The sequence below is a fragment of the Sphingopyxis sp. genome (assembly GCF_040216815.1).
GTDB lineage: Bacteria > Pseudomonadota > Alphaproteobacteria > Sphingomonadales > Sphingomonadaceae > Sphingopyxis.
Genome location: NZ_JAVJOJ010000009.1, coordinates 757111 through 769386, shown reverse-complemented (window position 1 = coordinate 769386; position 12276 = coordinate 757111). Strand labels below are relative to the sequence as shown.

Genomic DNA, 12276 nt, shown 5'->3' with positions numbered 1-12276 from the left:
TGTTGCCCTTGCGCATCGGTATTGGCGATGCGGTCCCGCCTTGTTGCCTTGAATCTAGCGCCGTTTGCGTGTCCGTTCCACCTCGGCACGGGCCACGAGCGAAATATCCTGTGCACGGATCCAGTCGGGCGATCCCTGGGGCAGGCCCTGCATCGCCATTTCGGCATTACGCAGTGCCAGCGCCGGCTGTCTACCCTCGAGATTATAGCGCTCGGCCGAAGCGAGCGCGGCGCGTGCCTGATCGCCCTTGTTCGCGTAGACGATGCCGAGCTGGTACCAGGCAAAGGGATTTCGGTTGTCGAGCGCGACCGCGGTTTTCAGAACCTTTTCGGCCTCGGCATAATTGGCCGGATCCTCGGTTGCGATCAGCGCATGGCCCAGCGTGGCAGCGATCAGCGGTTGCGAGCGCGATTGGGCGACCGCCTTGCGCAGCGCCGGAATGGCTTCGCCGGGGCGCCCCGATTCGAGCAGGATCTGTCCTTCGAGCTCAAGGAAATAGGGATCGTCGGGATCGGCCGCGAGCAGGCCTTCGACCTCTGCCAATGCTTTTTGCGGATAGGCGCTCTTGTGCCAGGCATAGGCGCGGGCATAGCGCGCCGGGATGCTGCGATCGCTTTCGGGAAATTTGCGCAGCGTCCGCTCGGGTTCGGCCATATAGCCCGATAATTTCGCCTTGATGCGCTGAAACCGCTTTTCGATCGCCGGGTCGGCGGGCTTGTCCCACGCGGGATCGACGACATAGACTTCGCGCAATGTCTGAATGCGGTCGCCCGACATCGGGTGCGTGCGGCCATAGGCTTGATCGTCGTCCTGCTTGATCCCGTAGCGGAACTCCAGATTCTGGAGCTTCTTGAAAAAGGCGAGACTGCCCCGCCCGCTGATTCCCGCCGTCGACAGATATTGCGCGCCAGCCGCGTCGGCGGTCGATTCCTGCACACGGCTGAACGCCAGGAATTTTCCGAGCGCCGCCTGCTGCCCCGCCATCATAATGCCCATGCCGGCCTCGCCGCCGCCCGCCGCAATCGCTGCGGCGCCAAGCAGCAGGCTGAGCAGCGAAATGCTCGATGCAGCGCTCGCGCCGTCGTTGATGCGGATGGCGTGGCCGCCCATCACATGCCCCAGTTCGTGCGCGAGCACGCCCTGGACCTCTTCGGCGCTGTCGGCGGCCTCGATCAGCCCGCTGAACACGTAAATATCCTGGCTCCCCGCGACAAAGGCGTTGATGCTGCGGTCGCCGAGCAGGTGCACGCGCACCTGCCCCGGCTGAAGCCCCGCCGCGACGGTGAGCGGGTCCATCATGTCCTGGAACAGTGCCTCGGTCTCGGCATCGCGCAGGATCGACTGCGCCGCCGCCGGCCGCACCGCGACCAGCATCATCGCGAACAGGGTCAGCAGGATACGGAAAAAGGGACGCAGCTTTTGCGTCCCCGATGCGGGTCGCGGCGGAGATACGGTCATCGCCGCCCATCTTGCGCCGTGCGTCTGAACCCCGAGTGAAGCCATAGAGGCTTATTGGGACTGCGCGCGCGGCGGCGCAAGGTCGGCGTGCGATTTCCGCGATGGGCCGCCGTGCCTGGCTGTTGCCGTACGCCGTGTACCCCCGTGCAGGCGGGGGGCCATCCCCGGCGGGTCCAAAATCAAACCATCGGAAATGTGTCCCCGCCTTCGCGGGGACACACGGAATTTTACCCGGTGCGGCGCATCAATTGCCGAAAGTACGCTGCCACCAGCCGCGGCGCGGTTCGCTGTCCGCGCCTTCGCTGCCGTCGCCCGCGTCGGCAGCCACGGGCTGTGCCTCGCTCTCGGTTGCCGGGGCGCTACTCGCTTCGGCAGCCACGGCCTTCTTTGCGCGGCTCGCGCGCTTTTTCGGTGCGGGCTTGGGCGTTTCGGCTTCGGCCGGTGCATCGGCGGCGGGAGCATCGGGTGCAGGGGCTTCGGCCGGTGCATCAGCGACGGGAGCATCGGTGGCCGGGGCTTCGGCCGCAGCAGCGGTCTCGGCTTCAGCCGCCAGCGTAGCCTTGGTCTTGCGCGGCGCGCGTTTGCGCTTCGGCTTTTCCTCGGCCACGGGTGCCTCGGCTTCCTCGACCGACGCGGGTTCGGGTGCCGGTTCGGTTGCCGGTGCTTCGGCCTCGGTTCCGCCGTCTGCCTCGTCGGCCTTTTTGCGCCCGCGCCCGCCGCGGCGGCGCGGCTTCTTGACGGGGGCTTCGGCGTCATCCTCTGCCGGAGCGGGCGCTTCGGCTTCGGCCGGTGCGGCGTCTTCGGCGGTACCGGCGTCGGCAACCGCGCCGGTCTCGCCATCCTCCGCGGCGTCGCTGTCACCGACCTCGGCGCCTTCCTCGTCACGGCGGCCGCGACGGCCACGCCGACGGCGGCGGCGGCGCTTGCGGCCTTCGCCATCGCCTTCGCTTTCTTCGCGATCGCGCGAACGCGGACGCTCTTCGGCCGCTTCCTCTTCGTCTTCATCCGCCTCTTCGGGGATGTCGTCGTCCTCGTCCTCAATGGGTTCGATCGGGGCAAAGCTGCGGCGCTGGGTGGGCGGCGGGCCGCCGACCTCGATCGCCATGCGCGCGCCCTCGGTCTCGCCGTCGGGCAGGATTTCCACGCTGACGCCGTAGAGTTCCTCGATGTCGTGGAGTTCGCGGCGCTTTTCGTTGAGCAGGTAGAAAGTCGCTTCCTGGCTCGCGCGCAGCGTGATCTTGCTGCCTTTGCCGCGGGCGGCCTCCTCTTCGATCAGGCGCAGTGCGCTGAGCCCCGCCGAGCTCGCGGTTCGGACAAGGCCGGTTCCTTCGCAATGCGGGCAGGGGCGCGTCGAGGCTTCGAGTACGCCGGTGCGCAGCCGCTGGCGGCTCATTTCCATCAGGCCAAAGCCCGAAATGCGGCCGACCTGGATGCGCGCGCGATCGTTCTTCAGCGCTTCCTTCATCGCGCGCTCGACCTTGCGGACGTTCGAGCCATGATCCATGTCGATAAAGTCGATCACGATCAGCCCGGCCATGTCGCGCAGCCGCAGCTGGCGCGCGATTTCGTGCGCGGCCTCCAGGTTGGTGCTGAGCGCGGTCTGCTCGATATTATGTTCGCGCGTCGACCGGCCCGAGTTGATGTCGATCGAGACCAGCGCCTCGGTCGGATTGATGACCAGATAGCCGCCCGATTTCAGCTGGACGACGGGATTGAGCATCCCCGCGAGCTGGTCCTCGACACCGTAGCGCTGATAGAGCGAGACGGGATCGGCATATTGTTTCACGCGCCGCGCGTGGCTGGGCATCAGCAGCTTCATAAACTGCTTGGCGGCCTTATAGCCATCGTCGCCCTCGACGAGTACTTCCTCGATGTCTTTGTGATAGATGTCGCGGATCGCGCGCTTGACGAGGTCGCTGTCCGAATGGATCAGTGCGGGGGCGCTCGATCCCAGCGTCTTTTCGCGGATTTCGTCCCACAGCCGCGCGAGATAGTCGAAGTCGCGCTTGATCTCGACCTTGGTGCGGCTCATCCCCGCGGTGCGGACGATGCATCCCATCGTCGGCGGCAGGTTCATCTCGTCGATCATCGCCTTCAGCTTGCGGCGATCGGCGCCGTTCGAAATCTTGCGGCTGATCCCACCGCCGTGCATCGTGTTCGGCATCAGCACGCAATAACGGCCGGCGAGCGACAAATAGGTGGTCAGCGCCGCGCCCTTGTTGCCGCGCTCTTCCTTGACGACCTGGACCAGCATCACCTGGCGGCGGCGGATGACGTCCTGAATCTTGTAGCGGCGGCGGAGCGACATGCGGCTTTCGCCATCCTCGTCGTCGCCCCGGCGCCCGCGCCCGCGCCCGCGGCCCTTGCGGCCGTCGCGGCCACGGCGCTTGCGGTCGCCGCGATTGTCCTTGCCTTCCTCTGCGCCCTCTTCGGCTTCGCTGTCGTCGCCGTTCTCGGCTTCGCCATCCTCGTCGCCGTCGCTTTCTTCGCCGATGGTTTCGGGTGCGGGGGCGTCGCCATTTTCGTCGTCATGCTCGTCGACATCGGCGACATCGCCTTCCAGCTCGTCGAGGTCGTCCTCGGCGCGCTGCGCCGCGGCGGCGGCGTGCTCGGCCTCCTCGCGGAGCAGCGCTTCGCGGTCTTCCTTCGGAATCTGGTAATAATCGGGGTGGATTTCGCTGAATGCCAGGAAGCCGTGGCGATTGCCGCCATATTCGACGAACGCCGCCTGCAACGACGGTTCGACGCGAGTGACCTTGGCCAGATAGATATTGCCCTTGAGCTGCTTGTGCTCGGCGGACTCGAAATCAAACTCCTCGATGCGGTTTCCCTTGGTGACGGCGACCCGGGTTTCTTCCCGGTGCCGCGCGTCGATCAACATGCGCGTGGTCATTGGTAACACTCCAAGCGCGCCGCGGCGCGCCATCAAAAAATCCCGCTGACCTGCCCGAAGGAAGGCCGCGGCGGATAAGGGTGAAATGAAAGAAATCGTTATTGCCGAAGGCGGCCTGCGTCCGGTCGTGGACGCGCATGCGGTCTTCCCGTCCCGTGACCGGGGCAAACGCGCCCGTGTCGGGATAAGAAGAGGGCATGGCAAGCCTCATGCGGCATCAACCTGGTTAGCGGGTGAGCGGGCGGGCAGGGCGGGCGTCTCGCGATCGCCCCGACTGTCCGGTCAACCGGATGGATTGACGGCAGGCGTGCCCTTCCCCGCATGTCCGGCGCCAAGGCGGCCATGTTCCGCGAATCTCGCGGACCAGGCCTTCCCCTCAAAAGGCCGGACGGCACCGGAAAGAACGCCGTCAGTGAAAGGGTGCTAGCATCGGCGCGAGCCAACGGCAACCACAACCGCTGTCAAAATGGGGATCGCAGCCAACTGTTGCAAGAATGTCATGGAGGGTTCGGGTCGACCTCGGCGCGCAGAGGGCCGGCTCCGGGTGCGGCGGGCATGCGGTTGCTAACGGGCGATTCATCCTCGTCCGGTGCCGAAAGCCTGTCCGTTTTTTTAGAATAAGCGCTGGACCACGGGGCGGGGCGGGCGGCATAGACGCGCCATGAGCCTGCTCGTCCTGCTTGGCCTGATGGCAATGCCGCCCGCGACCGGGGCGGCGGCCGATAGCCTGTGGGCCGCGCCGCGGACTGCGCTTGCCTTTCGTGCGCAGCGGCCGACGAAGCGCTATAGCGTCACCGTCCCGATCGGTAAGCCGAAGCCTGCGGTGCCGTTGCCGCGCATCGAGGGGCCGGCCGATGATCGCCTGCCGCTGGTGGTCCTCGATGCGGGGCACGGCGGGCATGATCCGGGCGCGATCTCTCCGCACAATGGACGCCGCGAAAAGGATGTGACGCTCGCGATCGCGCGCGCGATCCGCGACGAACTGGTCGCCTCGCGCCGCGTTCGCGTCGCGCTGACGCGCGCCGACGACCGCTTCCTTGTGCTCGAGGAACGCTTTGGCATCGCGCGGCGGCTGAAGGCCGACCTGTTCATTTCGATCCATGCCGACGCGGCGGAAAATCAAGAGGCCGGCGGCGCGTCGGTCTATACCTTGTCCGAAGTCGCCTCCGACCGCGAAGCGGCGCGGCTCGCGGCGCGCGAGAACAAGGCGAATATCATCAACGGCGTGGATCTGGGCGCGCATGGCGACGATATTTCGTCGATCCTGATCGACCTCACGCAGCGCGAAACGATGAATGCTTCGGCCGAATTTGCCCGCCTGCTCCAGCGCGAAGCGTCGGACGAGGTGAAATTTCGTACCACCGGGCACCGCTTTGCCTCCTTCGTCGTGCTCAAGGCGCCCGACACGCCTTCGGTGCTGTTCGAAACGGGTTTCCTTTCCAACAAGGGCGACGCGGCCTTCCTCGCCTCGGCCGCGGGCCGGAAAAAGGTCGCGCGCGGCGTACGCGAGGCGGTGCAGATCCACTTTGCGCGGCGCATCGCTGCGCCGGGGCGTTAGAGGCAGCGCGAACCTCAGGCCCGGTTGACGATCATGTGCGCCGCGCCTTCGCCCGCGGTATAGCCGGTCACGTGGTAGCCGAGGGCGGGCAGGTCGAGGCCCGCGAGCAGGCTTTCGCCGCTGCCGAGCAGGACGGGTACGACCGCAAGGTGCATTTCGTCGATCGCGCCGGCCTCCAGATATTGCCGGACCGTCGACGCGCCGCCGCCGATGCGGATGTCCTTCTCGCCCGCGGCTTCGCGCGCGAGGTGGAGCGCCGCCGCAATCCCGTCGGTGACGAAATGAAAGACCGTTCCGCCCGCCATCGTGACCGGCGGCCGCGGATGATGGGTCAGGACGAACACCGGCACATGATAGGGCGGATTGTCGCCCCACCAGCCCGTCCATTCATGGTCCGGCCAGTCGCCGCGCACCGGGCCGAACATGTTGCGCCCCATGATCCACGCGCCCAGATTCGCCATGCTCCGTTCGCCGAAACGATCGTCGACACCCGTGGTGCCATTGTCGACGCCGAGCATGTCCCGGAACGAGCGCGTCTCGGCGAACCAGTCATGCAGCCGCTCACCATTCCAGCCGAGCGGAGCCTCCAGGCTTTGCGCGGGGCCGGCCCCATAGCCATCGAGCGAAACGCTGTATGCGGCGACACGAACCTTGGACATCGGCCTTCTCCTAAGTAATTGCAATTAACAACCGGTTGCGATTTGCTAGTTTACTTGATTGCATGTTGCAAGCAGTTTTGGTCGCGCCTATAAAAGCCGTGTGACCGACCACCGTTCCGGATGCCCGATCAACCTGACGCTCGAAACGCTCGGCGACCGCTGGAGCCTGATCGTCATCCGCGACATCATGTTCGGCAACCGCCGCCATTTTCGCGAATTGCTGACGCGCTCGGACGAAGGAATCGCGTCGAACATTCTCGCCGACCGGCTGAAGCGGCTGGTGGAAGCCGGATTGCTGACGAAGGCCGACGATCCGAGCCATCGGCAGAAGGCCGTTTACAGCCTCACGGCAAGCGCGATCGAGCTGGTGCCGTTGCTCGTCCACATGGGCGCGTGGGGTCGGCGGCACCGTTCGGCCACACGCGAAATGGTGGTGCGCCAGCAATTGCTCGAAGAAGGCGGGCCGCCACTCTGGGACGCATTTATGGACGAGTTGCGCGCCCTGCATCTGGGCGCGCCCTCGTGCGGCGGTAACAGCGTACTCGAGCGGCTGAACGAAGCCTATCGCCGCGCCGTCGAGGGCGGATCCCCCGGATAATAATCTTGACTGGCGCTCGCTAGACGCCAGCCTGTTCGCGGCGGGCGAGGAGGATGAGATGGTGTGGAACAACTGGTCGGGCAGCGTCAGTGCGCGCGCCGCGCTTGCCCGCCCGCAGAGCGAGGACGAACTCGCCGCGCTGGTCCGCGATGCACATCGGCTGCGAGTCACCGGGGCGGGGCACAGCTTTATGCCGCTGTGCGAATCGGACGAATTGATCGTCAGCCTGGATGACATGCCGGGCGAAATCAGCGTCGCATCCGACCGCCGGACCGTGCGCGTGCCCGCGGGCTGGAGCATCCGCAAGCTGACCTCGGTGCTTTGCGATCACGGCCTTGCGCTCGCCAATCAAGGCGATGTCAATCCGCAGTCGCTGGCAGGCGCGATGGCGACGGGCACGCATGGTACCGGCGCGGACCTTGGCTCGCTCGCGACTTTTGCGCGCGGGTTCCGTTTTATCGATGCCGATGGCGAGGCGCATTGGTGCGACGCCGATACGCATCCCGACCTGTACCAGGCGCAGCGCCTGTCGCTCGGCCTGTTCGGCGTGGCGACCGAAATCGAGGTCGCGGTGGTCCCCGCCTTTCATCTTGCCGAACGTATCGAAAAGCGCCGTTGGGTCGAAATCCGCGAAAGCTATGACGCGCTGACACAGCAGCACCGCCATGTCGAATTCTGGTTCTTTCCGCACAGCGACGATGTGATTTTGAAGACGCTCGATCCGTGCGATCCCTGCGATCCGCCGCCGAGCACGACCGACATGGACGAGGCGCGCTTTCGCCGGATCCTCGACCTCTCGGCGCGCCTGCCTTTCCTTACGCCGCTGCTCCAGCGCCTGATGATGAAAAGCGGCATTTCGGGCCGACGCCGCGGCCCCGCGCACAGCATCTTTCCATCGGACCGGACGATCCGGTTCGAGGAGATGGAATATGAAATGCCGCGCGCCGCCGGGCTGGAAACGCTGGAGGAGGTCGTCGGCTGGATCCGCAAACGGCGCCTTCCGGTCGCCTTTCCCTTCGAATATCGGGTGGTCGCTGCCGATGACATCTGGATGAGCCCGATGAACGCCGGGCCGGTCGCCGCGATCTCGATGCACCAATATGCAAATATGCCCTGGCAAACGCTGTTCGAGGAGGCGGAAACGATCTTTCGCGGCGCGGGTGGCCGCCCGCATTGGGCGAAGCGCCACAGCCTGACCCGCGCCGACGTCGCCGCCCTTTATCCGATGACGGCGCGCTACATCGCCGTGCGCCGCGCCGCGGACCCCGCGGGCAAGTTCCTCAACCCCCATCTGGAAAGCCTCTTTGCATGACGAGCGACCGCATTCTGCACGACGCGCTGATCGGCCGGCAGGGAAGCCGCGCCGATCTCAACACGCCGGTACTGGTGATCGACCGCGATGCGCTGGACCGCAATATCGCGACGATGGCAGCGTGCGCCACTGCTGCCGGGGTCGCGCTCCGCCCGCACGCCAAGACACACAAGAGCGTCGATATCGCGCGCCGCCAACTCGAAGCCGGTGCGGTTGGCGTCTGCTGCGCCAAGATCGGCGAGGCGGAGGTGCTCGCGGATGGCGGCATCGCCGGCATCCTCATTACCTCGCCCGTCGCTGCGCCGGCGGCGGTCGCGCGCCTCGCAAAACTGGCCGCGCGCGCCGAGGGGGTGATGGCGGTCGTCGATCATCCCGCGGTGGCCGAGCGCCTGAACGCGGCGCTCGCCGCCGAGGACGCGCGGCTCGATATGATCATCGACATCGACCCCGGTATCGCGCGCACCGGCGTTGCATCGGCCGGGTCGGCGGTTGCGCTGGCCCGAACGATCGACGCCCTGCCGCACCTCGCCTACTGCGGCGTGCAATATTATTGCGGGTCGCAGCAGCATATCGAAAATTACGTCGAACGCCGCGCCGCGATCATCGAGCGCACCGACTATTTGCGCGAGGTGATCGCGGCGCTCGCCGAAGCGGGTTTTGCCCCCCGCATCGTCACGGGGTCGGGCACCGGCACCCACCGAATCGACATCGAGCTTGGTGTTTTCACCGAATTGCAGGCGGGCAGCTATGTTTTCATGGACAAGCAATATCTCGACTGCGACCTTGCTGGCGGCGAACCGCCGCCGTTCGAGGCTACGCTGGCGGTCGACGCGCGCGTCGTCAGCGCGAATCACAGCGGCCTGGTGACGATCGACGCCGGCTTCAAGGCGCTGTCGACCGACGGCGGCGTCGCGGTCGTCCAGCGGGGAGCCCCCGAATCGGCGGTTTTCGCCTTCATGGGGGACGAACATGCCGCGCTGGTCGCCCCCGGCATCGGCGACGATCTGTCCCCCGGCGACCCGGTCAGCCTGATCGTGCCACACTGCGATCCGACGGTGAATCTCTACGATCATTACCATGTCGTCGCGGGCGACACGCTGGTCGATATCTGGCCGGTCAGCGCGCGCGGCCGCTCGCGATGACGGCGGGCGCGCGCTCCGCCGCAACCACGCTTCCCTTTCGGCGTTCCACGCTTTAGAGGCGGGTGCCTATGGCCGCCGACAGTCCGACCGATTTCCGCCTGCGCCTGCGCCGCGACAGCAACGCCGTCATCGCCTGGGTTCGCCAGATGTGGACGCGGCGCTGGTTCCGCTGGCTCGGCTATCTCGCCGCCGCGGGCCTCCTGGCCATCGCGCTCATCTGGGCGATTTTTGCGCGCGACCTGCCGTCGGTCGACCAGCTGCGCACCTATGAACCGCCGCTGCCGACGATGGTGCGCGATGCCGAGGGCAGGCCCGTGCACAGCTATGCGCGCGAGCGCCGCGTCCAGCTGGAATACAGCGAATATCCGCCGCTCCTCGTGCGGTCCTTCCTCGCCGCGGAGGACAAGACCTTTTTCAGCCATGGCGGGATCGACTATCCGGGCATCGCGTCGGCGATCATCACCAACCTGACCAACAGCGGCCGCCCGGTCGGTGCCTCGACGATCACCCAGCAGGTCGCGAAAAATCTGCTGCTCACCAACGAGCTCAGCTATCGCCGCAAGATTCGCGAGGCGATCCTTGCGATGCGGATCGAAAATGCGCTGACCAAGGAACAGATTCTCGAGCTTTATCTGAACGAAATTCCGCTTGGTCGGCGCAGCTTCGGCGTTCAGGCGGCGAGCCGCGCATATTTCGACAAGGATGTCGACGAACTGGCGCTGCACGAAATGGCCTTCCTCGCCATCCTGCCCAAGGCGCCCGAACGCTATGGTCGCGCCCGCTTTGAAAGCGATGCGATCGCGCGGCGCAATTTCGTGCTCGGCGCGATGCAGGACAATGGCTGGATCACCCCCGCACAGCGCGACGCCGCGCGTGCCATGCCGCTCGGCCTGACGTCCAGCGGCAACCGTGCGGTCGCGCAGGTCGGCGGTTATTATATGGAAGAGGTGCGGCGCCAGCTGATCGCCGAGTTCGGCGAAACCGCGGAGGACGGTCCGCTCAGCGTCTATGCCGGCGGCCTGTGGGTGCGTACGCCCTATGACGGCAAGATGCAGGTGGCGGCAACGCGCGCGCTCCGCAAGGGGCTTCAGCGCTATGACGCCGGCAAGGGCTGGTCGGGGCCGATCGCGACGATCGAGGCCGACGACCAGTGGCAAAGTCGGCTCGCGTCGAGCTTCATCGGCATCGACTATGACAATTGGCGCGTTGCCGCCGTGCTGTCGAAGACCGGGGGTGGCGCACAAATCGGTTTTGCCAATGGCGAAACGGGAACGCTTCCCGCCAGCGCCGCGACGATGGGTTATCGCAGGACGGGCGGCAGTGCCTTTGCGGCGATGCGCCCCGGCGACCTCATCGTCGTCAAGTCGACGGGCGGCAGCAATTATGCGCTGCGCAACATCCCCGAAGTGTCGGGCGGCATGGTTGTCGAAAGCCCGCACTCGGGCCGCATCTATGCGATGCAGGGCGGCTTTGACGTCCGCCTTTCGCCCTTCAATCGGGCGACGCAGGCCGAACGCCAGCCGGGCTCGACGATCAAGCCGTTCGTTTATGCCGCCGCGCTCGACAATGGCATGACTCCGGCGACGATGATCGTCGACGGGCCTTTCTGCGTCTATCAGGGCGCGCGTCTCGGCAACAAATGCTTCCGCAACTTCGGCGGCGCGGGCGGGTCGGGCGAACATACGATGCGCTGGGGCCTCGAACAGTCACGGAACCTGATGACGGTGCGCGCCGCGAGCCAGGTCGGCATGGAGCCGGTGGTCGAAACGATCGCCACCATGGGAATCGGCAAGCACGAACCCTATCTGTCGACCGCGCTCGGCGCCGGATCCACGACGGTCGAGAAGATGACCAATGCCTTTGCCATGCTTGTCAACCACGGCCGCGCGCTGAAGCCGCGCGTGATCGATTATGCGCAGGACCGCCGCGGCAAGGTGATCTTTCCCAAGAACTGGAAACCGTGCGAAGGCTGCAACATGAAGGATTGGGACGGCCGGCCGATGCCGCGCTTTGCCCGGTCGGGCAAGCAGCTGATGGACCCGATCACCGCCTATCAGGTCGTCCATATGCTTGAGGGCGTCGTCCAGCGCGGCACGGCGGTGCGGCTGCGCGACCTCGGCGTGCCGCTGTTCGGCAAGACGGGTACGACCACCGGCCCGAACGACGTCTGGTTCGTCGGCGGCACACCCGACGTCGTCGCGGGCATGTATATCGGATTCGATCAGCCGCGCAGCATGGGCGGCTATGCGCAGGGCGGCAGCTATGCAGCGCCGATCTTCAAGGATTTTGCGCTCGAGGCGCTTGCCGATCGCCAGCCGATTCCCTTCATCGCGCCCAAGGGTGTGCGAATGGTGCGCATCGACCGCCGTTCGGGACGCCGCGTTTACGGCAGCTGGCCGGGGACCGACCCGCTCGCGGGGATCATCTGGGAAGCGTTCAAGCCCGAGAGCGAACCCAGGCGGACGATCCGCGAAGACGAAATCAAGCCGGCGAAAACGCCGCAGCGACAGGACGCACCCGTGCAGCAAACCCCCGGACGGCGGAGTGACAGCGAGTTTCTGGAGGACCGCGGCGGCATCATCTGACGTCGCACCCCGTCTTTCGCCCTGCCTTTCCTTGCGCGCCGCGAAGGCCTAAGGGCGGGGTCAACATTTTT

General features: G+C 66.1%; 7 protein-coding genes and 1 pseudogene. 5 read left to right on the top strand and 3 right to left on the bottom strand.

The annotated features are described in order from the left end of the window. Positions 1 to 54: 54 nt before the first annotated feature. Positions 55 to 1458, bottom strand: a complete 1404-nt coding sequence (locus RIA72_RS14175; RefSeq protein WP_350032706.1) for a M48 family metalloprotease — start codon at positions 1456 to 1458, stop codon at positions 55 to 57. A gap of 244 nt (positions 1459 to 1702) precedes the next feature. Next, the gene (locus tag RIA72_RS14170) at positions 1703 to 4351 is read right to left on the bottom strand and encodes an Rne/Rng family ribonuclease (protein ID WP_350032705.1); all 2649 of its coding nucleotides are present in this window, start codon (positions 4349 to 4351) and stop codon (positions 1703 to 1705) included. Between the two features lie 769 nt (positions 4352 to 5120). Between RIA72_RS14170 and RIA72_RS14165 the strand changes: the two are divergent. Further along, positions 5121 to 5909: pseudogene (locus RIA72_RS14165) on the top strand (N-acetylmuramoyl-L-alanine amidase family protein); the annotation flags it as partial. A 14-nt stretch (positions 5910 to 5923) separates the two neighbouring features. On the opposite strand, the gene RIA72_RS14160 reads toward RIA72_RS14165, so the two are convergent. Further along, positions 5924 to 6568, bottom strand: coding sequence for a dihydrofolate reductase family protein (locus RIA72_RS14160; protein ID WP_350032703.1), 645 nt, complete (start codon positions 6566 to 6568; stop codon positions 5924 to 5926). Positions 6569 to 6668: 100 nt separating this feature from the next. Between RIA72_RS14160 and RIA72_RS14155 the strand changes: the two genes are divergently transcribed. From RIA72_RS14155 to RIA72_RS14140, 4 genes are all read left to right on the top strand, one after another. Beyond that, the gene (locus RIA72_RS14155) at positions 6669 to 7166 is read left to right on the top strand and encodes a winged helix-turn-helix transcriptional regulator (protein WP_350032702.1); all 498 of its coding nucleotides are present in this window, start codon (positions 6669 to 6671) and stop codon (positions 7164 to 7166) included. 58 nt (positions 7167 to 7224) lie between these two features. Continuing rightward, entirely contained in the window at positions 7225 to 8478 is a 1254-nt protein-coding gene (locus RIA72_RS14150; RefSeq protein WP_350032701.1) for a D-arabinono-1,4-lactone oxidase, read from the top strand. Further along, positions 8475 to 9620: a DSD1 family PLP-dependent enzyme gene (locus tag RIA72_RS14145; RefSeq protein WP_350032700.1), complete on the top strand. Its 1146-nt coding sequence runs from the start codon at positions 8475 to 8477 to the stop codon at positions 9618 to 9620. The genes RIA72_RS14150 and RIA72_RS14145 overlap by 4 nt, the downstream gene beginning before the upstream one ends. Positions 9621 to 9688: 68 nt before the next feature. Next, the gene (locus tag RIA72_RS14140) at positions 9689 to 12205 is read left to right on the top strand and encodes a penicillin-binding protein 1A (protein ID WP_350032699.1); all 2517 of its coding nucleotides are present in this window, start codon (positions 9689 to 9691) and stop codon (positions 12203 to 12205) included. Positions 12206 to 12276 lie beyond the last annotated feature (71 nt).

Coding starts and splice junctions, on each gene's coding strand:
- RIA72_RS14175 (WP_350032706.1), bottom strand. CDS start 1,458: ATGACCGTATCTCCGCCGCGACCCGCATCGGGGACGCAAAAGCTGCGT.
- RIA72_RS14170 (WP_350032705.1), bottom strand. CDS start 4,351: ATGACCACGCGCATGTTGATCGACGCGCGGCACCGGGAAGAAACCCGG.
- RIA72_RS14160 (WP_350032703.1), bottom strand. CDS start 6,568: ATGTCCAAGGTTCGTGTCGCCGCATACAGCGTTTCGCTCGATGGCTAT.
- RIA72_RS14150 (WP_350032701.1), top strand. CDS start 7,225: ATGGTGTGGAACAACTGGTCGGGCAGCGTCAGTGCGCGCGCCGCGCTT.
- RIA72_RS14145 (WP_350032700.1), top strand. CDS start 8,475: ATGACGAGCGACCGCATTCTGCACGACGCGCTGATCGGCCGGCAGGGA.
- RIA72_RS14140 (WP_350032699.1), top strand. CDS start 9,689: ATGGCCGCCGACAGTCCGACCGATTTCCGCCTGCGCCTGCGCCGCGAC.